The following is a 21029-nucleotide window of genomic DNA, read 5'->3' as shown; positions in this document are numbered from 1 at the left end:
TTAGCGCAGCTTGGTAGCGCACTTGGTTTGGGTCCAAGGGGTCGCAGGTTCAAATCCTGCAACGCCGACCACCTTTTCTTAAGGTGAAAGCGAAAACATATTTAGAAAACACAATTTGAGTATCGGCGATTAGCGCAGCTTGGTAGCGCACTTGGTTTGGGTCCAAGGGGTCGCAGGTTCAAATCCTGCATCGCCGACCACTTTCTTAATAAGAAAAAAATGCACTTGGTTTGGGTTTTTTCGCCCAGCAGTCGCAGGGTTTTAATACTGCATCACCGAGCACTTTCTTATTAGAAAGCAAATTAACTGGGTCTAAACACCCAGCAGTCGCAGACATAAATCTAGTCAGCGACCTTGTTATCCCCTCATTAAAATAATTATTCTTTCTTTTTAGTTTTTCTCCTGCATAGAAACCATCAGCTTATCCCTATCTGCTGTCGTTACGACGTGATCTGTATGCAAAATGCGCTAAGCTGGGCGTAAAAGCCGCAGTTCCGCTAATTTCTTGGCCTGCGCTCTCGACTCTTATAAATATTAGGTTATAATGCCGCGTCTATTGTTAAACATAAGTGCCCGTAGGGCAGTGCAGGCATAGGGATCGCCCCCGTCATCACCGCGGCAAAATTGCCATTTTGCGTGATTGGCCATGATAAACGATCGCCGTGTATGTAACTAAGGCGCAAAGCCGCCATATTTGAAGATTGAGGTAAATCATGCAAGTTTCTGTTGAGACGACTCAAGGCCTTGAGCGCCGTCTGACTATCACTGTTCCTTCAGCGAACGTTGAGACCGAAGTTAAAAAACGCTTACAACAACTGTCTAAAACTCAGCGTATCGACGGTTTCCGTCCGGGTAAAGTACCAGTTTCTATCATCCAAAAACGCTTTGGCGCCGCTGTACTTCAAGAAGTAGCTGGCGACCTAATGCAGCGCAACTACATCGATGCCATCATCGCTGAAAAAATCAACCCAGCCGGTGCACCTACTTTCGCTCCTAAAGCGTTAGAAGAAGGTAAAGACCTAGAGTTTGAAGCTACTTTTGAAGTTTACCCAGAAGTTGAGCTTAAAGGCCTAGAGAACATCGAAGTTGAGCAACCAGTTGTTGAAGTTAAAGACGAAGACCTAGCTAACATGCTAGAGACGCTACGTAAGCAACACGCTTCATGGACTGAGTCTGAAGAAGCTGCTGGCGACAATGCACGCGTTACTATCGACTTCGTTGGTACTATCGACGGTGAAGAGTTCGAAGGCGGTAAAGCTGAGAACTTCCCACTTGAGCTTGGCCAAGGTCGTATGATCCCTGGTTTCGAAGACAACATCGTTGGTAAGAAAGCCGGTGAAGAAGTTGTTGCCGATGTAACTTTCCCAGAAGAGTACCACGCTGAAAACCTAAAAGGTAAAGACGCGCAGTTCACTATCACTGTGAAGAAAGTAGAAGTACAAGAGCTTCCTGAGCTTAACGAAGAGTTCGCAGCACTATTCGGTATCACCGAAGGTGGCGTTGACGCTCTTAAAGAAGAAGTGAAGAAGAACATGAGCCGTGAGCTTAGCCAAGCTGTTAAAGCTAAGGTAAAAGAGCAGGCTATCGAAGGTCTTCTAGCACAAAACGAAATCGAAGTGCCTAAAGCGCTTATCGCACAAGAAATCGACGCACTTCGTCAGCAAGCTGCACAGCGTTTTGGCGGCAACGCACAAAACATGCCTGAGCTTCCAGCTGAGCTTTTCCAAGAGCAAGCTATCAAGCGCGTTAAAACTGGTCTACTTCTAGGTGAAGTGATCAAGTCTGGCGAAATCAAGCCTGACGACGCTAAAGTTGAAGAGCTAATCAACACTATGGCTTCTGCTTACGAAGATCCAAGTGAAGTAGTTGAGTACTACAAAGCTAATGAGCAACTAATGCAGCAAATGCGCAACGTTGCCATGGAAGAGCAAGCGATTGACGCAATCGTTGAGAAAGCTAAAGTAACTGACGTAGAAACTGCGTTCGACGACATCATGAACCCGCAGGCGGCTCAATAAGTCGTTGACTTAAGTTACAAGCAACGTTTAAATGGCTCGTATGCTTTGCTCGCAAAGCACCGAGCCATTTTAGTTTGTGTCGCTCATTAAGGAATCAAGTAATAATGAACAATGGTATGACAGATCCGATTAACGCATTAGTTCCCATGGTGGTAGAGCAAACCGCTAAGGGTGAACGCTCTTATGACATCTACTCGCGCCTTCTTAAAGAGCGAATCATCTTTTTAACGGGTCCGGTTGAAGACCATATGGCCAATCTGATTGTGGCCCAGTTGCTATTCTTAGAATCAGAAAACCCAGAAAAAGACATTCACCTGTATATCAACTCTCCAGGTGGCTCAGTTACTGCGGGCATGTCTATCTACGACACCATGAATTTTATCAAGCCTGACGTTAGCACCTTGTGTGTAGGTCAAGCAGCCAGCATGGGCGCATTTTTACTTTCAGGTGGTGCCAAGGGTAAACGTCATTGTCTGCCTAACTCACGCGTGATGATCCACCAACCACTGGGTGGCTTCCAAGGTCAGGCGTCTGATTTTGAAATTCACGCTAAAGAAATCCTGTCTATCAAAGATAAGCTAAATAGATTGATGGCAGAGCACACGGGTCAGCCTTTGGATGTAATCGCCAATGATACCGACCGTGATAACTTTATGAATGCCGATGCAGCGGTTGCATACGGTTTGGTTGACTCTGTTTTCGACCGACGCGCCAAGTAATCTAATTACCGCGCTTATAACCAATTGGCGGCGCAATGCGCCGCAAAGTTTGGTATATTTGTTTAAGAAGTCCATTTGCTACAATGTAATAAAGCTCGTAGCGTAAAGAATGAGGTAGCTGAATGTCCGATAAACCAACAGACGGCGAAAAGACAAGTAAACTGCTGTACTGCTCGTTTTGTGGTAAATCTCAGCACGAAGTACGTAAGTTGATCGCAGGCCCATCCGTTTATATTTGTGATGAGTGTGTTGACCTGTGTAACGACATCATCAGGGAAGAAATTAAGGATATCGCACCTAAGGCGAGCGCATCCGACAAGTTGCCGGTTCCTAAAGAGATCCGCTCTCACCTCGATGATTATGTAATTGGCCAAGAACACGCCAAGAAAGTACTGTCGGTTGCTGTGTATAACCACTATAAGCGTCTGCGCAACGCTGGTAACAGTGACGGTGTTGAACTAGGCAAGAGTAATATCCTGCTTATCGGTCCTACCGGTAGTGGTAAAACCCTGCTAGCCGAGACCATGGCGCGCCTATTGGATGTGCCTTTCACCATGGCCGATGCCACCACCTTAACCGAAGCCGGTTATGTGGGTGAGGATGTTGAAAACATCATCCAGAAACTATTGCAAAAATGCGATTACGACGTTGAAAAAGCACAGCGTGGTATCGTTTATATCGATGAAATCGATAAGATTTCTCGTAAGTCTGATAACCCGTCTATCACCCGTGATGTATCTGGTGAGGGTGTACAGCAGGCCTTATTGAAACTGATTGAAGGCACGGTAGCCTCGGTACCACCACAAGGTGGCCGTAAGCATCCGCAGCAGGAATTCTTGCAGGTTGATACTTCTAAGATCCTATTTATCTGTGGTGGTGCTTTTGCCGGTCTTGATAAGGTTATCGAGCAACGCAGCGCTAAGAATACCGGAATTGGTTTTGGCGCCGATGTGAAATCGAGCAGCGCCGAGCGCAGCCTGAGCGAATCATTTAAAGATGTCGAGCCGGAAGATCTGGTTAAATATGGTCTGATTCCTGAGTTTATCGGTCGTCTGCCTGTGGTTGCGACATTAACCGAGCTCGATGAAGATGCACTTATCCAAATCTTGAATGAGCCGAAAAACGCACTGACTAAACAGTTTGCATCGCTTTTTGCGATGGAAAATGTTGAGCTCGAGTTCCGTGAAGACGCACTTAAAGCCATTGCTCACAAAGCGATGGAGCGTAAAACCGGTGCCCGTGGTCTGCGTTCAATCGTAGAAGGCGTATTGCTTGATACCATGTACGAATTGCCGTCGATGGAAGATGTCAGCAAGGTGGTGATCGACGAAACCGTGATCAAGGGTGAATCAGACCCCATACTTATCTACGAGAACAATAATCAGGATAAGGCTGCTTCTGAATAATACCCTTTCATTTCAATGAAGTGGTGTAAAAAATAAGCAATTCTAAATAAAAAGGAGCCTCAGGCTCCTTTTTTTATAAATTTGTTGAACTTTGCCCAGCCAATCCCCATATACTTGGGTAATCATTAAATTTTAAGAAGTCCGAAGAGAGTTAGCATGACGCTTGAAAGAACGGATCGCGTAGAGATTCCTGTACTGGCTTTAAGGGACGTGGTGGTGTATCCCCACATGGTGATCCCGCTATTCGTCGGTCGTGAAAAATCCATTCGTTGCCTTGAAGCAGCGATGGAGAATGACAAACAAATTTTCCTGGTGGCGCAAAAAGACGCCTCGGTGGACGATCCAACCAGTGATGAAATTTATACCGTAGGTACGGTTGCCAGCGTATTACAGCTATTAAAGCTGCCTGACGGCACGGTTAAGGTGCTGGTTGAAGGCACGCAGCGTGCGCGTATCGAAAAATACACCCAAGAAGACGATTTTTTTGTTGCCGAGGTTGAATATATTCCCTCCAGCGATATTGATGAGCGTGAGCATGAAATCTTTATTCGCAGTGCGATAAGCCAGTTTGAAGGCTATGTAAAACTGAATAAAAAGATCCCGCCTGAGGTATTGACCTCGGTATCTGGTATCGAAGAGCCGGCGCGCTTGGCCGATACTATGGCCGCGCATATGCCGATTAAGGTGCCGGAAAAGCAAAAGGTGCTGGAGATCAGTGATGTCACCGAGCGCTTGGAATACCTGATGGCCATGATGGAAGGCGAAATCGATCTGCTGCAGGTCGAGAAGAAGATCCGCGCCCGAGTGAAAAAGCAGATGGAAAAATCGCAGCGTGAGTATTATCTCAACGAGCAGATGAAGGCCATCCAAAAAGAACTTGGCGAGCTTGACGATGTGCCGGACGAGTTCGAAGGGCTGCAAAAGAAAATTGCCGAGTCGGGCATGCCGGCCGAGGCCGAAGAAAAAGCCATGGCCGAGCTCAAAAAGCTGAAAATGATGTCGCCTATGTCGGCAGAAGCCACGGTTGTGCGCTCCTACATAGAAACCATCACCAATGTACCGTGGAAGAAAAAATCCAAGGTGAAAAAAGATCTGGCCGGGGCGCAGAAAATCCTTGATGCCGACCACTACGGTTTAGAAAAGGTCAAAGACCGCATCATTGAATACCTAGCGGTGCAGCAGCGTACCAATAAGCTTAAAGGGCCTATTTTGTGTTTGGTTGGTCCTCCGGGGGTGGGTAAAACCTCACTGGGGCAGAGTATTGCGCGTGCCACCGGTCGTAAATATGTGCGTATGGCCTTAGGTGGGGTCCGTGATGAAGCTGAGATCCGTGGTCACCGTCGTACCTACATAGGTTCTATGCCGGGTAAGCTTATCCAGAATATGACCAAGGTGGGCGTACGCAACCCGCTGTTCTTGCTTGATGAAATCGATAAGATGTCATCGGATATGCGTGGTGACCCGTCGTCGGCATTGCTTGAGGTATTAGATCCAGAGCAAAACAGCACCTTCGCAGATCATTACCTTGAAGTGGATTACGACCTGTCGGATGTGATGTTCGTGGCGACCTCGAACAGCTTTAATATTCCCGGCCCCTTGTTGGACCGTATGGAAGTGATCCGTCTGTCCGGTTACACCGAAGACGAGAAGCTCAATATCGCCAAGCAGCACCTTATTCCTAAACAGATCAAGCGTAACGGCTTAAAGGAAAACGAGCTGACCATAGACGACAGCGCCATTATCGGTATTGTTCGTTATTACACGCGCGAAGCGGGTGTGCGTGGCCTTGAGCGTGAAATCTCTAAGCTGTGCCGTAAAGCGGTGAAAAACATCCTGCTTGATAAGAGCCTGGAGCATATCACCATAGACGAGAGCAACCTTGAGGAATACCTTGGGGTGCAGCGCCACGACTATGGTAAGGCCGAAGGTGATGACCGCATTGGTCAGGTAACAGGTTTGGCCTGGACAGAAGTGGGCGGTGATTTGTTGACCATAGAATCATCGGCGGTACCGGGCAAGGGCAAGCTAAGCTATACCGGCTCTTTGGGCGATGTCATGAAAGAGTCGATTCAAGCGGCCATGACGGTAGTGCGCGACCGCGCTGAGAAGCTGCGCATTAACGCGGATTTCCATGAAAAGCGTGATATTCACGTGCACGTGCCGGAAGGGGCAACGCCAAAAGACGGCCCAAGTGCGGGTATCGCCATGGTCACCGCCTTAGTTTCCAGTCTGACCGGTAACCCGGTGCGCTCGGATGTTGCCATGACAGGGGAAATTACCCTGCGTGGTGAAGTCCTGCCTATCGGTGGCCTAAAAGAGAAACTCTTGGCGGCACACCGAGGTGGTATTAAGACGGTGATCATTCCGCAAAAGAATGAGCGCGACTTAAAAGAGATCCCCGAAAATGTGCGCGAAGGCCTGTCTATTCACCCTGTGCAGTGGATTGACCAGGTGTTGGAGATAGCTTTAGCCCAGCCAATTGCGCGTTTTAGCGCTGATTGCGCAAAAAGTGAGTGAAAATAGTAAAAAAATCTCTCAAAGGGCTTTTCAAATCACTAAGGTGTGATAAGTTAGGCACTGGATTTGAGCCTAGGCCTTATGTGGCCTAGGTTTCAAGACGATTAAGGCGTTTGGAAAGGATGCGTTCTTTTCTAAATTAAATAGCACAGAGATGCTCTCCAGCTGAACATTTTTCACAAGCTGAGTCGCTCTGGATAATAACAATGTAAGGGGATGATATTGTGAATAAGTCTCAATTAATCGATCAAATCGCAGCTGATGCTGATATCTCTAAAGCGGCTGCCGGTCGTGCGTTGGATTCATTCATTGAGTCAGTATCAAATGCACTTAAAGATGGCGATTCAGTTGCTCTAGTTGGTTTCGGTACTTTTTCTGTACGTGAGCGTGCTGCTCGCACCGGCCGTAACCCACAAACTGGCGAAGAAATTCAAATTGCTGCTGCAACCATTCCTTCGTTCAAAGCAGGCAAAGCGCTTAAAGACGCAGTTAATTAATTTGCGAAGCTTGAATTGCTAGCAAACGGAAAACGATTGTTAGCTTCAAGTGAAAAAGCGTATCTGCTAAGATACGCTTTTTTTATATCCTTCACTTTATTGCGAGGCGAAAACCAAGCACAGTGGAGGGGGTACCAAATAAATAGAGATAAAGATAAATGCTAGAAAAAATCAGAGAAGGCTCGCAAGGCTTGGCGGCCAAAATCATTCTAGGGCTAGTGATTTTATCTTTTGCTTTGGCAGGGATCGGGGGCTACTTAGGTCAGACTACCGAGCAATCCGTCGCTGAGGTGAACGGGGTAAAAATCACGCAGCGCGACTTTGCCAGAGCATTCGACAACGAACGCGCTCGTCAAGAGCAGCAATTCGGTGAATACTTTGCGCAACTAGCCAATGACCCAAGCTTTATGGCACAACTTCGCCAGTCTGTTATCGATCGCTTAATCCAACAAGAACTACAATCGCAATTAGCGGCAGAAATGGGTTTACGCATCAGCGACGCAGAAGTACGTAAAGCAATTATAGACATGCCTGCCTTCCAGTTTGGCGGCAAGTTCAGCAACGACCGTTACCTTCAGGTAATGCGTCAAATGGGTTACCAGGCCGATGACTTCCGCGAGTTTCTTCGTAAAGAAATGACCCGCTCACAACTGGTAAGCGCCTTGGCTGGTACCGACTTCACGCTTAGTAATGAGCTAAGCCAGGCGGTTGGTCTGCAGCAGCAAGAACGTGCCATCGATTACTTAGTGCTTGATAATGCCAAGTACAAAGAAACGGTGACCGTGAGCGATGAAGAAATTCAAAACTACTATGACTTGAATCAGGCGCAGTTCTTAGCTCCTGAGCAGGTTAAAGTGGCTTACGTTGAGCTTAACGCCGACAATCTTGAATTAGCAGCGCCTATCAGCGCCGAGCAAATTGCTGAGTATTATCAGCAGAATATGGCTATGTACAGCGAGCCGGAAAAGCGCCGAGTTGCCCATATCCTAGTTGAGAACAGCGAAGACGACGCTGCGGCCGAGCAAAAAGCCGAAGAGCTGCTTGCACAACTACAACAGGGTGCCGACTTTGCCGAGCTTGCTGAAACTCAGTCAGATGACATAGTGAGTGCCGAGCTAGGTGGTGATCTTGATTGGATTGAGCGCGACATGCTTGACCCTGACTTCGAAAACGCTGCATTTGCCCTAACCGAGGTGGGTCAGCTTTCAGAGGTAGTTCAATCTGAGTTTGGTTATCACATCATTAAACTAACCGACTTGCAGCCGGGTGAAAGCAAGGCCTTAGCCGATGTTGAGCCTGAGATCCGCAGCGAGCTTGAGAAAGTAGAAAAAGCCGATATCTACTATGAAAAGCAAACCGAGCTTGCAGAGCTGGCGTTTGAAGTATCGGATAGCCTGGAAGATGCGGCAACTGCCATTGGCGCTACTGTGCAAACCACAGACTTGCTAGCGCGTGCGCAACTGCCTGCACCGCTAAATCAGCCTAATGTTGCTTCAGTTATCTTCTCGCCAGAGCTGCTTGAAGACCGTGTTAATTCTGAAGTGTTAGAGCTGGGCAGTGAGCACGTTGTGGTAGTGCGTGTTGTTGAGCACAAGCCGGCGGCTACCAAAGAATTGGCCCAGGTAAGTGAGCAAATTAAAAATATCCTGGTAGCAGAAAAAGCCTCAGCGCTTGCCAAAGAGCAGGCCGAGACTCTATTCGCTGAGCTACAAGCGGGCACAGCAATCGCTACCTTAGCAGAGCAAGCTGGTGTGGAGCTACAAAGTGAAGATAAGCTAACGCGCCGTACCTTTAGCGTACCGCCAGCATTGACTCAGCAGGTGTTCAAACTGGCGCACCCAGATACGGCTCCTGTGGTTGATTTGGTTGAGCTTAATAACGGCAACGTAGCCTTGGTAGCGCTTAAGTCGGTAAACACGCCGAGCGAAACCGAGGTGAACGAGCAGATCAAGCAAAGCCTGACCATGCAGTTGGCTAACAAAAACTACCAGACCTTCGTAGAAGCGCTGGAAGCGCAAGCGGAAGTACTGCGTAAGCCAATGGCACCGCAAGGCGAGTAATAATCGCAAAGTATAAAAGAAAGGCCGCATTAGCGGCCTTTTTTATTGCTGTATTCTGTTTATATTTCATACAAAACTGATATGCTAAATAAAATAATATTCTATAAATAGAATTCACAGCCTTGGCCAAGTTTAGGAAAACGAACGTCAAGACTTTATCTAACCAACTAATAAGAATAACGAGAATTTCATGTATAGATTTATACTCTTGGCGATCACTAGCCTGCAACTTGGAAACACAGTGCTAGCGACGGAAACAGGTATGCCACCGGCAACTCATAATGTGTTTTACCATGCACAAAAGGGTGATAGCTTTGAAGTTGAGCGCTGGTTACGTGAAGGTGGTGACCCGTCTTATGTCTATAACGACAAGTATAAATCCTATACCCCATTGCATGCGGCATTGGCATGGGCGCAAAGCAGCTGGGATGACGTCAAGGGCGACTCGGTATATCAAGATCCGGTGGATGTCGTACGGGTGCTGTTAAAATACGATGCAGATATGGATTATCTGGCTTCAAGGACCTTGCGTTATACCCCCAAGGATGAAATTTTATTCTCCCCCTTATTTCGTGCCGTTTATAACGATCAGGTCGAGTCAGCGCGTCTGCTGGTTAAGGCGGGTGCAAAGCTGTCATATCCACAGGATAAGTTCAGTGTGACCAGTCGAGTGAGCAAGCGCACGATGAGAACCATAGACATGACTCAGGCGCTGTCCTACGTTAAATCGGCGGAAATGGCCTGGATGTTTGAACAAGAGGGTAAGTATACGCTGATGGATTTGGCGCATTTCTTCGTAGAATACCCGAAAGAAGGAAATAAAGCGGACTACTATAATCTGGCAAAGGTGTTTATTGAGCGGGTGCAACGGCATGAAAAAAATATTGCCGCCTTGTCAGAGCCTGAGCAAAGGGCGGTATTGAAACTTGCCGCTATGATACCCGAACTTAAGGCCAACCTGATCCGTGGTCCGCAGCAGCAGGGCTGCGAAATGGCGCAGAGCGTGATTGCGGGACATGAAGAATATAATTTAGCCGGCGTTATCGGTATGGGGGCTAGCCCAGAGTGTTATATGTACTTTAAAAAATTAGGCCTGACGCTGCCGAGTGATTTGGCTGAAAGCAAGGCTAACGATTTGCATTTTGCCGTGTATTACAACAACTATGCATTGGCGAAGTGGTTGAGTGAGCGCTCCCCCGAGTTTTTAGCTCAAAAAGATAAGCTTGGCCGAACTCCAGTCTACCTTGTTAAGGATCATGCCATGCTTGATATGTTGGTTGAGAAGGGGGCTGTGGTGCCAAAACAACAGACAACGCCCTAAAGGCTTTTTTACTGGCGCTAGCAGGTTAGCAGGTTAGCAGGCGTTGACAGGTTTTCGATTGCGGATTGGCGAATATCTCCTGGGTGTTACCGTACTCGACGATTTCGCCATGATCCAGCACCATCACCTGGTCGCTCATATGCTTTACCAGACTTAGGTGGTGGGTGATCAGCACATAACTTAAACCCGTCTCGCGCTGCAGCTCCAGCAACAGATTCACCGTTTGCGCTCGTACCGAAGGGTCTAAGGAAGAGAGAGCTTCATCAAGTACCAAGACCTTAGGGTCCAGGATCAGTGCTCTTGCCAGTGCCACCCGTTGTAGCTGACCACCGGAAAACATATGCGGATAATAATGACGGTGCTCGACCAGCAGGCCAACCTTAGACAAGGTTTGTTTAATTTTTTCCAGACGCTCGGCAGCGCTTAAATCCGTGTTAAAGCGCAGACAATCGTCCAGGGTTTCCTCTATGGTCAGTGCCGGATTTAGCGAGGTGGTCGGGTCTTGAAATATCAGGCGGATGGCACTGCTATCGCCTAAATGTTTGGGACCATCCTTAATTAACTCACTTTCGAGAATAATTTGCCCGCTACTGAATTCATCGGCGCCGGCCAATACCTTGGCCAGGGTACTTTTACCGGCTCCGGTTTCACCTATTACCGCCAGGGTTTCGCCCAGACCAATGCAAAAGGAGATATCCTTGAGCAGAGCCACCTTTTTACGGTTAAGCAAACCGGCACGGACATTGATCAGCTTATTCAGTGCTTGCACTTTTAGGAGTGGTTGCATCAGTCTTGCTCCTGCTTATGCAGTGGAAAATGGCAGGCATAACTGTGGCCATGCTCTTTTTCCAGCTTGGGCGTTACCACACAGGCTTTTTGTGCGTTGGGACAACGAGGACCCAGACGACAACCTATGGGAAGGTGCTGCAAGGTAGGTATGGTGCCTTTTAGGGCATACAGCGGCTGTTTATGGCCCAGTGCAATATCGTAGTCGGGCAGGCTTTGTAACAGTGCCTTGGTATAGGGATGGCGCGGATGGGCAAATACTTGCTCGGTCGGCCCAGCTTCCACCATCTGGCCGCAATAAAGTACGTTTATGCCATGAGTCCAATCGGTGAGCTCTTCTAGTTCATGGGAGATCATCAAGATGGACATGTTTTTCAGCTGGTTTAAGCTTTTTAACAGTCTGAATACCTGAGCCCGCGTGGTGCTATCGAGTGCCGTGGTCGGCTCATCGGCAATAAGTAAGCGCGGTGAGCGGGCGATGGCCATGGCGATCATCACCTTTTGACATATGCCTTCGGAGAGCTCATGGGGGTAGCTTGACAGCACCTTGGAGTGCTCCTTGATCCCCACCTTATGTAAAAGGGCGCGCACCCGTTTTTTCTTTGCGCGGCGACGTTGGAAAATATTGCCGCTGTAATCCGCTTCGGGAATACTTTCTTCGAGCTGATCGCTGATTTTTGCCGTCGGGTCGAGGCAGCGACTCGGCTCCTGATAGATCATTGCCAGGTCTTGGCTTACCAGCTTACGACGCTTTTCATCGGACAGCCGCATTAGATCCACGCCGCGCCAATGCATACGGTCTGCACGCACTTCCCAGCGTTGGTTTAAGGCACCTACCAGGGCTTTGGCGATTAGGCTTTTCCCCGAGCCGGACTCACCAATAAGGGCATGCACTTCACCTTCTTTAAGGCTGAAGTTCACACCGTCGACCACACGAATAATGGAGTTCGAGGTCTTTAGTTCTATGGTGAGGTTGCGAATATCAAGTAACTGCATCAGTCCGCCCGTCGCTCTTTAAGCACATTGCGCAGGCCATCACCAACCAGGTTGGTGGACAGCACGGCCAAGAATAACAAGATCCCCGGTAGGGCTACGGTCCAAGGCGCCAGATAAATTAAGCCGAGGTTTTCCGCCAAAATTGCGCCCCATTCCGCGGTTGGGGGTTGGGCGCCGAGTTTTAGAAAACCTAAGGCGGCAATATCTAAAATAGCCAGCGACAAGGCCATGGTGAAGATAACCACTATGTGCTCGTAAATATTGGGGAAAATACCGCGCACCAAAATTTGCCAACGGTTGGCACCGTCCAAACGAAAGGCACTGATATAGTCCTTGCCCAGCTCTTCCACCACCAGATTTCGAACCGAGTGAATAAACTGTGGCAGCAACGCAAAAATAATGGCCCAGACCGTATTCATCAAACCCGGACCGAGAATGGCGATAATAATAATAGCCAGCAGCAGCGAGGGAATAGACAAGGTGATATCAAGCAGGTGATTTAAAAAACTGGCTCGCAGTCCGCGGCTGATCCCGGCAACCGTGCCCACCAGCACGCCGACCAGGGTGGCCATCAGCGCCGCCACTATGGATAAGCCAAAGGTGTAGGTAGCACCGTTCATCAATCGGGAAAGTACATCGCGACCCAAGTCATCGGTGCCGAGAATAAAGCGTACATCGCCGTCTTCGTGCCAGGAGGGCGGGATCAGCAGCGCATCGGCGTGCTGCTCATTGATACCATAAGGCGCTAACAAGGGGGCGGTGGCGGCTAACACAGTCAGCGCCAAGAACAACCATAGGCCGACCAGGGAAACGTGATTGGCCCTAAACCTACGCCACAGTCTTGAAAGCGGCGAGATATTGGATTGCTCGGTAAATAATTTAAAGTTTGCCATGCGCTTGATTCCGTGAGATCGGGTCGAGCAGGGTGTAGAGTAACTCGGTGAAAATAGTCGCAAAAATAATAAACACCGAAATGGCTAACAGGCCACCCTGAATAGCGGGGAAGTCACGCTGATAAATGCTGTCGATAAGCCAACGGCCTATGCCCGGCCAGGAGAAAATTACTTCGGTGATCATCGCCAAGGTGATCAAGGCGCTAAACTGCAAACCGATTTGTTTAATTACCGGCAGCAAGGCATTGCGCAAGGCGTGGTGCATGATCAACTGGCGGCGGCTAAGACCTTTGGCGCGAGCGGTTTTAATGTAATTTTGCTCCAGCACATTAAGCATGGAATCGCGGGTAAAACGCACCAATACCGTGGTTGGGTAGGTGGCCAGCACCAAGGTTGGCAGCGCCAGGTGATGCAGAGCATCGGCAAAGGCCTGACCGCCATAGGGAAAACCGGCGATCATTACATCGAGAAGTATAAAGTGAGTGCTGGCGGGTATTTCGTACAACAAGCTGATGCGCCCAGACATGGGGAACAGACCTAGTTGCAGGCAAAACATCATGATCAACAAAAGCGCCAACCAAAATATAGGCACCGAATAACCCACTAGGGTGATGCCGCTGATCAGTTTATCGGGCCAACGCCCCTGCGACAGCGCCGCGAGAATACCGGCGGGCACGCCAACGATAACAGATACCAATAACGCATACACGGCAAGCTCAAAGGTGGCCGGTGCCAGGGTGAGCACATGGCTAAAAACCGAATCCCCCGAGGCAAAAGACAAGCCCCAGTCTCCCTGTAAAATACGCCCGACAAAGGCCAGGTACTGGCTGATATAGCCCTCATCGAGGTGATACTTGGCGCGTAGCTCGGCACTTTGTGAAAAGCCCGCGGTTTCTATACCACTGAAATTGGTCAGTGGCTCGCCGGGAAACAAATAGCCCAGGGAAAAGGTGAACAGGCTCAAGGTAAAGAGCATAAATAGCAGCAAGGAAAAGCGGCGAATGGCAAACTCTAATATCATGGCATTTTACTCGCGTGGGCCAGGGAAATACCGCCAAAGGGGCTCAGGGTAATGCCTTGAATATTCGCATCATTAGCCTGTGAGCGTTTACCGTGGGCCAGAGGCAGCAACGGCAGCTGCTCGGCGATCATTTGCTGCGCCTTAACATAAAATGCCTTGCGCTGGGCTTGATCTGTGGTGGCCAGGGCCTGGGTGAGTAAAAAGTCGAATTCCGGGTTACACCAGTTGGCCGGGTTTTTACCGCTGAAGGTGGCGGCACAACTGAGTAAGGGGCTAAAGAAGTTATCCGGATCCGGGGTGTCGGCAGCCCAGCCTAATAGCACGCTGTCGTGGCGATGCTCATCAACACGCTGCAAAAAGGTGTTCCATTCGTATTCGACGATACGCACCTTAATACCCACCTCGCGCAGGTCGCTTTGCATCAGCTCCGCCATTTTGCGGGCGTTAGGGTTGTAGATTCGACTTACCGGCATGGCCCAAATACTCATATCAAAGCCATTTTCATAACCGGCTTCGGTCAGCAGCTCCCGGGCCTTGTCCGGATTGTATTCGGGCAGGTTGTTTTGTTCCTGATAGGCCCAGCTGATGGGCGGCAACATAGAAGTGGCTTTAACACCCTGGCCGTAATACACCGCCTGCATGATTTTATCGACATTAATGGCGTGGGCAAGGGCGCGGCGCACATCGGGGTCGTTAAAGGGCACGCGCTCAGTGTTAAAGGCCCAATAGCCGATGTTTAAATTATCCTGTTGCTGCACGTCTATGTCGCTGCGCTCGCGTAATACATCGAGCTGAGTGGCGCTGGGGTGCGGAGTAACATCGCATTCCTTGGTCAATAGCTTAACGATGCGCGTGGTACCGTTGGGGGTGATATCGAACACCAGCTGGTCGAGGTTCACCTGATGCTCCCAGTAATCCGGGTGGCTGTAATAGCGAATAAAGCGGTCCCGTTGAAACTCGCGATAAACAAAGGGACCTGTGCCCACCGGATACTGATCAAACAGCTCCATACGCTCGCTTTCCATCAGCTTCATGGCATATTCCCGCGAGGTGATGGCGGCAAAATCGGTGGCCAGGTTGGCTAAAAAGCTGCTCTCGGCGTTAAAAAGCTCAAAGGTCACCTGATATTCTGAATCTTTGCGAATATTGCGGATCAATTGATCTAAACCAACACTTTGAAAATATGGGTAATTGGCTTCACCGACAAAGTGATAGGGGTTATAAACATCGAATAAACGATTAAAGGAGAAAACCACATCATCGGCGTTAAACAGGCGTGTTGGCGTAAAATAGGCGGTGGTGTGAAACTGCACATCTTCACGCAGTGTAAAGGTGATTTCTGTGCCATCTTTGTTGATTTGCCAACTGGTGGCGAGCTCGGGAATAAACTCACCGGTGACCGGGTCGATACGCAGCAAGCGGTTGTACAGTTGTTTGGAAATGAGGTCTATGGTGGAGCCTGAGGTGGTCACCTGGGGGTTAAACGACACCGGGTTGGCTTCGGCGCAGTACACCATGCCTTCTATGGGCGCATAGCGGGCATCTTCATTTTGGCACCCGGCGAGAACCACCGCCACAGTGCCTAACAACCATTTATACACGGGCTAAGCCTCTTGTTTTTGCTGCGAATCAAGCAAATTGTATTTCTTTAAATATCCTCTCAGTTGATGATACGTTAATCCGAGCATTTGTGCAGTTTTCTTTTGATTAAATTGACTAAATTTAAGCGCTTGGCGCAACAGTTCGGTTTCGTATTCGGCGGATAGCTGCTTTAGATCGCAAGGGAAGCTAAAGCCAGGCAGGGTCGGGCTGCTCGGCGCGGTTGCCGCGACTGGAACATCAGAACTTGGTGTTTGCTCGTGAGCGCTTGATAAGGGCATAGCAGCTTTACGGTTACTCGAGGCTTGCGGTCGAAATGGACTGGCAAAAGGGTCGAGATGTATGCTGTGTACCGCCAGGTCTTCACTGCCGTGGCGATAAAGACTGCGCTCGATAACATTTTTCAATTCGCGCACATTACCGGGCCAGTGATATTCCAACAGAGCTTGTTTGGCGCGGGTGGTAAAGCCGCTGAAAAGCTCCCAGCCTAGGTTGCGGGCCATGTTGATGGCGAAGTGCTCTGCCAATAGCAGTATATCTTCCTGGCGCTCACGTAGCGGCGGCAAGGTGATCACATCAAAGGCCAGACGGTCGAGCAGGTCATGGCGAAAGTGCCCGCTCTCGGCCAGGCTGGGCAAGTCTTCATTGGTGGCACAAATTAACCGGGTGTCGACCTTGATAGGCGCACGGCCACCGACTCGTTCAAACTCACCATATTCAATAACGCGCAGTAGTTTTTCCTGCACCGCGGCGGGGGTATTGGCGAGTTCGTCGAGGAACAGGGTACCACCATTGGCGCGCTCGAAACGGCCTTCATGGCGTTTGCTGGCGCCGGTAAAGGCACCGCTTTCATGGCCGAAAAGCTCGCTTTCAAGCAGGTTTTCATTTAAAGCCGCGCAGTTCAGGCTGACATAGTTTTGATCCCAACGGCGCGAGAGGTAGTGCAAACGGGCGGCGATCAGCTCTTTACCTGTACCGCGCTCACCAATAACCAGTACGGGCTTATCCAGCGGCGCCAGTTGTGAAACCTGGTCGAGTACGGATAAAAAACTGTCTGATTGGCCGAGTAGATTGTCATTTTTACTAAACTGACTCATTTACACTAACTCTTAGTAATATTTGCTAAAGCTTAGTGTATTTCATTATTTGACGATTAGGAAGAGGTTTGTTAAAAGTGGTATAACTAAATGAAAAATATGGCTTTATTAAGTTATTTTAAAGTTGGCAAGCTACTTGATACCACCTAGAGTAGTCAACGAAGACTTCTACATTTGAGGTATAAGATTATGGGAATTTTCTCACGTTTTGCAGATATCGTTAATTCGAATATCAATGCCATTTTAGACAAGGCTGAAGATCCTGAAAAGATGGTACGCCTGATCATTCAGGAAATGGAAGACACCTTGGTTGAGGTGCGTTCTACTTCGGCAAAAACACTGGCGGAAAAGAAAGACCTTAGCCGTCGTTTAGAAACACTGAACAAACAGGTTGAGCAGTGGCAGGAAAAAGCCGAGCTGGCGCTGTCGAAAGACCGTGAAGACCTGGCTCGTGCTGCGCTTATCGAAAAGAACAAGGCGGCGGAAGCCCAAGTGGCTTTAGAGCGCGAGATGGAGCACGTTGAAGAGCACATCAATAAGCTACAGCAAGAGATCAGCACCTTGCAGGAAAAGCTAAGCGATGCCAAGGCCCGTCAAAAAGCCATTATTTTACGTCAGCGCTCGGTGCAATCGCGCCTTGATGTGAAGAAAACCCTTGATGGTAACAAGGTGCAGGATGCCCTTGATAAGTTTGAGCGTTACGAAACTAAAATCGACGGTTTAGAAGCCCAGGTTGAGTCTTACGAGCTAGGTCAAAAGTCACTATCCGACGAGATTGAACAGTTGGAAAAAGACGAGAAGATCGACGACGAATTGTCGGCGCTTAAAGCGAAAATGGGTAAAAGTGACAAAGCAGAATAACAATGATTAGTGGGCGAGCTCGACAAGTTTCACGGCTACGCCCACACTTATAATACGCCGAAGCAACAGGCAGGAGAGGAAGATGTTTGATTTAGAGTTATTAATGCCCCCCATAGTTATATTTATGATATTCGTGGCGCCGCTGTGGCTTATTCTGCACTACCGCAGTAAAAAGCAAGTAAGCCAGGGTTTGAGCGAACACGAGCATCGTCAATTGAATGAGCTGGCGCATAAGGCCGAAAAAATGGCCGAGCGTATTCATACGCTGGAAACCTTGCTCGATCAGGAATCTCCGCAGTGGAGGAATAAGGTATGAGCACTAAACGCGAACTCTATCGCGACCCCAAACGCGGTAAATTAGCCGGGGTGTGTGCGGGGCTCAGCGACTACTTTAATATCGAGCTGTGGCTGGTACGCATTATTTTTGTGACCGCCGTACTGCTTTCCGGTGGCTCACTGCCTGTCGTCGCCTATATTGCCGCCTGGTTTATTCTTGACATCAAACCTGCCGAGGATACCAAAGGTGAAGCCCAGAAAGCGGCACATGTGGGCGAAGTAAAAGCCAAGGTGTGGCAAAAGGGTGAGCCGCCGCGCAGGGCACTGAAAGATTTAAAAGAGTTTATGACGGATTTGGATACACGTATTCAACGTATGGAAACCCATGTGACCTCGCCAACCTTTACGGTGAGCCGAGAAATAAACAAACTCTAATAATCCCATCCTGCCCAATGGATAAGCTGACCCCGTCGGCTTATCCTTTTATTGTTATAAGGATAAAGGAGCTAATTTGTCCTACTCTCGCCTTGACACACTTAAAGATAAAGCTAAGAAAACACTGCAGCGCACCCTTGATGGTCATATCACACTGGCGGTGACCGGCCTGTCAGGCAGCGGAAAAACTGCGTTTATTACCGCCTTGGTACATCATTTAAGCGAGCAGGCCAATGATAAAAACCTGCCGTTTTTTCGCGTTATGCGTGAAGGACGCCATATAGCGACCGCCCAGGTGCCACAAAAAGCGCTGAATATTCCAACCTTTGGCTATCGTCATGCGATTGAAAGCATTACTCAGGAGCCACCACAATGGCCACAATCCACCAAGCGCATTAATACATTGCGCTTGGCCATGCGCTATCGTCCCGAACGCGGGCTGCGGGCGCAACTTGGCGACACCGCAACCCTGACCATAGATTTAATCGATTACCCCGGCGAATGGTTAATGGACTTACCCATGTTGAACATGGATTACGCCACCTGGAGTGAACGTCAGCTCACCATGCTCAATTCCAGAGTGCGTCGCGTCCATAGCGAGGCTTTTTTAGCGCAACTGGCTGACTTTGATAGTCAGGCTCAGGTGGACGAGGGGCAGCTTAAGGCGCTCAGCAATGAATATAAGCAGACGCTTACGGCCATAAAGGCCCATGCCCATGCCGCCAATTTGCAGCCCGGGCGCATGCTTATTCCAGGTGAACTGGAAGGGGCGCCGCTGTTGGCTTTTTTCCCATGCCCAACGCCGGATCTACAGGGCGAAAACACCCAGTACAAGCAGTTGGAAGCGCGCTTTGAGGCCTATAAAAATCAGGTGGTTAAGCCGTTTTATAAGGACTATTTCTGCCGTTTTGACCGCCAGGTGGTGCTGGTGGATTTACTTCAGGCATTAAAACTCGGTCCGGACATTTTTGCCGAGCAGGCCGAAGCCATTACCGAGCTACTGGCGTTTTTCGAATACGGTAAAAGCAACCTGTTGCGACGCTTGTTCCGCCCCAATATAGATAAGCTGTTGTTTGTGGCCAATAAGGCGGATCAGGTGGGGGTTAATTACCATCAGGATTTAGCCTTGCTGCTTCATGACTTAGTAAAGGCCAAGGCCAACGAGCTTGCCTTTGCCGGAGTTGAAGTGGACACCATGGCCATGGCCGGGGTGTGTGCCACCCAAAGCAAGATGGTGAGCGAGCAAGGGCGTGATCTGCACTGTATTTACGGTAAACCCTTGAATGAAGGAAACTGGCTCACCTATTTACCACCGCAACCGCCGAGGCATCGTCTAAGCGAAGGCCAGTGGCCAAAGCAAGGTTTTGATTATATTGATTTTGCGCCGCTGCCTGGCAATGACGGCAAGTTGCGTCATATGCGCCTCGACCATGCCTTAGAATTTTTATTGGGAGATAAGCTGCGATGAGCGACGAAGTAAAGTTGAGCGCCGGACGCCGCATACAAGAGCAAGGCCCTAAGCAGGTCGCAGAAGAACTAAAAGGTGCACAGATAGTGGCGCGCACCGAGCAGGCACCAATCAGCGATGAAGAAGCTGTGTTTGGTGATGAGTCTGAGCTTGAACAAAGTATTGAAATGACAATCAAGGGCCGCAAGGGCTCCTTGTTAAAACGCTTATTCGTATTTTTACTGCTGAGTTTAATCCTGGTGGAGACCGGGCTAAGCATTATGGCCAGCTTTGCCACCGCATGGTGGTTAGGTGCCTTATACAGCGCCGTGATCGCCTTGGCTGTACTATTAATGGGGCGCTTGTTATGGCGTGAACTGGTGAATTTAAAGCGTTTAAAAGTCAACCAACATCATCAGCAGCAGGCCGAGCGTTTGCTCGAGAGCGAGCAAATAGGGCAGGCTTTGCCCTGGTTACAAAGTGTGAATCAAATTCAAACCCACCCAGAATTTGAAACTTTTAAGGCCCGCATTGGCGATCATTTAAGCGACCGTGAGGTGATGATCTTATATCGCGATACCTTGTTGGTCAGTCAGGACCAACAAGCCAAGCAGTGATCAATCGTTATGCGGTGGAGTCTGCTGTGCTGGTGTCGGTCAGCCCTTTAGCCGTGGTCGATATGCTGGCGGTGCTATGGCGCGGTTTAAAGCTTGTGGATACCTTGGCGAATAACTATGGCCTGGCGCTCGGTTATATGAGCCGGGTGCGCTTATACCGCAGTTTGCTTAAGCAGATGCTGTTTGTCGGCTCCACCGAAATGCTCGCAGATTTGGCCGCCACAGCCTTTGGCGGCAAGTTGTTGAGCGTGTTGTCGACTCGGGCGGCGCAGGGCCTCAGTGCCGGCGTGCTCACCGCGCGCATCGGCTATAAAACCATGGAGCTCTGTCGTCCCTTACCCCGGCTTGAAGCCAAACCTTCGCTGCTTAGGGCCACGGTGAAAAGTTTGGCCAGTCGTCTGGCTCGCGCCGATAAGCAAAATAATGAAGAGCAAAAAAACGTCAACTAAGGTTGACGCTTTTT

The 21029-nt window shown here is 49.3% G+C and carries 19 protein-coding genes and 1 tRNA gene; 14 read left to right on the top strand and 6 right to left on the bottom strand.

The annotated features are described in order from the left end of the window. The first annotated feature begins 123 nt into the window (after positions 1 to 123). From C2M35_RS08260 to C2M35_RS08225, 8 genes are all read left to right on the top strand, one after another. A tRNA-Pro gene (locus C2M35_RS08260) sits at positions 124 to 200 on the top strand. A 513-nt stretch (positions 201 to 713) separates the two neighbouring features. Continuing rightward, positions 714 to 2018, top strand: a complete 1305-nt coding sequence (gene tig / locus C2M35_RS08255; protein ID WP_105199127.1) for a trigger factor — start codon at positions 714 to 716, stop codon at positions 2016 to 2018. A 104-nt stretch (positions 2019 to 2122) separates the two neighbouring features. Then, positions 2123 to 2737, top strand: coding sequence for an ATP-dependent Clp endopeptidase proteolytic subunit ClpP (gene clpP, locus C2M35_RS08250; protein ID WP_105199128.1), 615 nt, complete (start codon positions 2123 to 2125; stop codon positions 2735 to 2737). A gap of 122 nt (positions 2738 to 2859) precedes the next feature. Beyond that, complete coding sequence (gene clpX, locus C2M35_RS08245) at positions 2860 to 4143, top strand: ATP-dependent protease ATP-binding subunit ClpX (RefSeq protein ID WP_105199129.1); 1284 nt, start codon at positions 2860 to 2862, stop codon at positions 4141 to 4143. 156 nt (positions 4144 to 4299) lie between these two features. After that, entirely contained in the window at positions 4300 to 6660 is a 2361-nt protein-coding gene (lon, locus tag C2M35_RS08240) for an endopeptidase La (RefSeq protein WP_105265061.1), read from the top strand. Positions 6661 to 6884: 224 nt separating this feature from the next. After that, positions 6885 to 7157 (top strand): nucleoid-associated protein HU-beta, encoded by a 273-nt coding sequence (gene hupB / locus C2M35_RS08235; RefSeq protein WP_105199131.1) that lies wholly within the window; start codon positions 6885 to 6887, stop codon positions 7155 to 7157. 158 nt (positions 7158 to 7315) lie between these two features. Further along, positions 7316 to 9217 carry a SurA N-terminal domain-containing protein gene (locus C2M35_RS08230; RefSeq protein ID WP_105265060.1) on the top strand — a complete coding sequence of 634 codons (1902 nt, stop codon included), beginning with the start codon at positions 7316 to 7318 and terminating at the stop codon, positions 9215 to 9217. A gap of 190 nt (positions 9218 to 9407) precedes the next feature. After that, positions 9408 to 10538 carry a hypothetical protein gene (locus C2M35_RS08225; RefSeq protein ID WP_158677944.1) on the top strand — a complete coding sequence of 377 codons (1131 nt, stop codon included), beginning with the start codon at positions 9408 to 9410 and terminating at the stop codon, positions 10536 to 10538. Between the two features lie 25 nt (positions 10539 to 10563). On the opposite strand, the gene C2M35_RS08220 is transcribed toward C2M35_RS08225, so the two are convergent. The 6 genes from C2M35_RS08220 to pspF are packed head-to-tail and all read right to left on the bottom strand — an operon-like array spanning position 10564 to position 16930. Next, positions 10564 to 11325 (bottom strand): ATP-binding cassette domain-containing protein, encoded by a 762-nt coding sequence (locus tag C2M35_RS08220; protein WP_105199133.1) that lies wholly within the window; start codon positions 11323 to 11325, stop codon positions 10564 to 10566. Continuing rightward, entirely contained in the window at positions 11325 to 12320 is a 996-nt protein-coding gene (locus C2M35_RS08215) for an oligopeptide/dipeptide ABC transporter ATP-binding protein (protein ID WP_105259025.1), read from the bottom strand. Before C2M35_RS08215 ends, C2M35_RS08220 begins: the two co-directional genes overlap by 1 nt. After that, positions 12320 to 13213, bottom strand: a complete 894-nt coding sequence (locus C2M35_RS08210) for an ABC transporter permease subunit (RefSeq protein ID WP_105265058.1) — start codon at positions 13211 to 13213, stop codon at positions 12320 to 12322. Before C2M35_RS08210 ends, C2M35_RS08215 begins: the two co-directional genes overlap by 1 nt. After that, complete coding sequence (locus C2M35_RS08205; protein ID WP_105199136.1) at positions 13200 to 14234, bottom strand: ABC transporter permease; 1035 nt, start codon at positions 14232 to 14234, stop codon at positions 13200 to 13202. Before C2M35_RS08205 ends, C2M35_RS08210 begins: the two co-directional genes overlap by 14 nt. Then, on the bottom strand, positions 14231 to 15835 hold the full coding sequence (locus C2M35_RS08200) for an ABC transporter substrate-binding protein (protein ID WP_105265057.1): 1605 nt from the start codon (positions 15833 to 15835) through the stop codon (positions 14231 to 14233). Before C2M35_RS08200 ends, C2M35_RS08205 begins: the two co-directional genes overlap by 4 nt. 3 nt (positions 15836 to 15838) lie before the next feature. Continuing rightward, positions 15839 to 16930 (bottom strand): phage shock protein operon transcriptional activator, encoded by a 1092-nt coding sequence (pspF, locus tag C2M35_RS08195; protein WP_105265056.1) that lies wholly within the window; start codon positions 16928 to 16930, stop codon positions 15839 to 15841. 189 nt (positions 16931 to 17119) lie between these two features. Here pspF and pspA point away from each other — a divergent pair, with 189 nt between their 5' ends. The 6 genes from pspA to C2M35_RS15770 all read left to right on the top strand — a co-directional run bounded on the left by pspA (position 17120) and on the right by C2M35_RS15770 (position 21015). Further along, positions 17120 to 17791, top strand: coding sequence for a phage shock protein PspA (gene pspA, locus C2M35_RS08190; RefSeq protein ID WP_105199139.1), 672 nt, complete (start codon positions 17120 to 17122; stop codon positions 17789 to 17791). An 82-nt stretch (positions 17792 to 17873) separates the two neighbouring features. Continuing rightward, positions 17874 to 18107, top strand: a complete 234-nt coding sequence (gene pspB / locus C2M35_RS08185; protein ID WP_105199140.1) for an envelope stress response membrane protein PspB — start codon at positions 17874 to 17876, stop codon at positions 18105 to 18107. After that, on the top strand, positions 18104 to 18502 hold the full coding sequence (pspC, locus tag C2M35_RS08180; protein ID WP_105199141.1) for an envelope stress response membrane protein PspC: 399 nt from the start codon (positions 18104 to 18106) through the stop codon (positions 18500 to 18502). Before pspB ends, pspC begins: the two co-directional genes overlap by 4 nt. A 76-nt stretch (positions 18503 to 18578) precedes the next feature. After that, positions 18579 to 19970 (top strand): YcjX family protein, encoded by a 1392-nt coding sequence (locus C2M35_RS08175; RefSeq protein WP_105259029.1) that lies wholly within the window; start codon positions 18579 to 18581, stop codon positions 19968 to 19970. After that, complete coding sequence (locus C2M35_RS15775; protein WP_234000036.1) at positions 19967 to 20566, top strand: hypothetical protein; 600 nt, start codon at positions 19967 to 19969, stop codon at positions 20564 to 20566. The genes C2M35_RS08175 and C2M35_RS15775 overlap by 4 nt, the downstream gene beginning before the upstream one ends. After that, positions 20563 to 21015, top strand: coding sequence for a YcjF family protein (locus C2M35_RS15770; RefSeq protein WP_234000035.1), 453 nt, complete (start codon positions 20563 to 20565; stop codon positions 21013 to 21015). Before C2M35_RS15775 ends, C2M35_RS15770 begins: the two co-directional genes overlap by 4 nt. The last annotated feature ends 14 nt before the right edge of the window (positions 21016 to 21029 follow it).

It is taken from the genome of Pseudoalteromonas sp. T1lg76, assembly GCF_002964725.1.
Lineage (GTDB): Bacteria > Pseudomonadota > Gammaproteobacteria > Enterobacterales > Alteromonadaceae > Pseudoalteromonas.
This window is presented reverse-complemented; position numbering and strand designations above follow the sequence as displayed.

What these genes read in the sequence shown, in the direction of transcription:
- C2M35_RS08220 (WP_105199133.1), bottom strand. Translation starts at nt 11,325, where the DNA reads ATGCAACCACTCCTAAAAGTGCAAGCACTGAATAAGCTGATCAATGTC.
- C2M35_RS15775 (WP_234000036.1), top strand. Translation starts at nt 19,967, where the DNA reads ATGAGCGACGAAGTAAAGTTGAGCGCCGGACGCCGCATACAAGAGCAA.
- C2M35_RS08230 (WP_105265060.1), top strand. Translation starts at nt 7,316, where the DNA reads ATGCTAGAAAAAATCAGAGAAGGCTCGCAAGGCTTGGCGGCCAAAATC.
- C2M35_RS08205 (WP_105199136.1), bottom strand. Translation starts at nt 14,234, where the DNA reads ATGATATTAGAGTTTGCCATTCGCCGCTTTTCCTTGCTGCTATTTATG.
- clpP (WP_105199128.1), top strand. Translation starts at nt 2,123, where the DNA reads ATGAACAATGGTATGACAGATCCGATTAACGCATTAGTTCCCATGGTG.
- pspF (WP_105265056.1), bottom strand. Translation starts at nt 16,930, where the DNA reads ATGAGTCAGTTTAGTAAAAATGACAATCTACTCGGCCAATCAGACAGT.
- C2M35_RS08225 (WP_158677944.1), top strand. Translation starts at nt 9,408, where the DNA reads ATGTATAGATTTATACTCTTGGCGATCACTAGCCTGCAACTTGGAAAC.
- clpX (WP_105199129.1), top strand. Translation starts at nt 2,860, where the DNA reads ATGTCCGATAAACCAACAGACGGCGAAAAGACAAGTAAACTGCTGTAC.
- pspB (WP_105199140.1), top strand. Translation starts at nt 17,874, where the DNA reads ATGTTTGATTTAGAGTTATTAATGCCCCCCATAGTTATATTTATGATA.
- lon (WP_105265061.1), top strand. Translation starts at nt 4,300, where the DNA reads ATGACGCTTGAAAGAACGGATCGCGTAGAGATTCCTGTACTGGCTTTA.
- tig (WP_105199127.1), top strand. Translation starts at nt 714, where the DNA reads ATGCAAGTTTCTGTTGAGACGACTCAAGGCCTTGAGCGCCGTCTGACT.
- C2M35_RS08210 (WP_105265058.1), bottom strand. Translation starts at nt 13,213, where the DNA reads ATGGCAAACTTTAAATTATTTACCGAGCAATCCAATATCTCGCCGCTT.
- C2M35_RS08215 (WP_105259025.1), bottom strand. Translation starts at nt 12,320, where the DNA reads ATGCAGTTACTTGATATTCGCAACCTCACCATAGAACTAAAGACCTCG.
- pspC (WP_105199141.1), top strand. Translation starts at nt 18,104, where the DNA reads ATGAGCACTAAACGCGAACTCTATCGCGACCCCAAACGCGGTAAATTA.
- pspA (WP_105199139.1), top strand. Translation starts at nt 17,120, where the DNA reads ATGGGAATTTTCTCACGTTTTGCAGATATCGTTAATTCGAATATCAAT.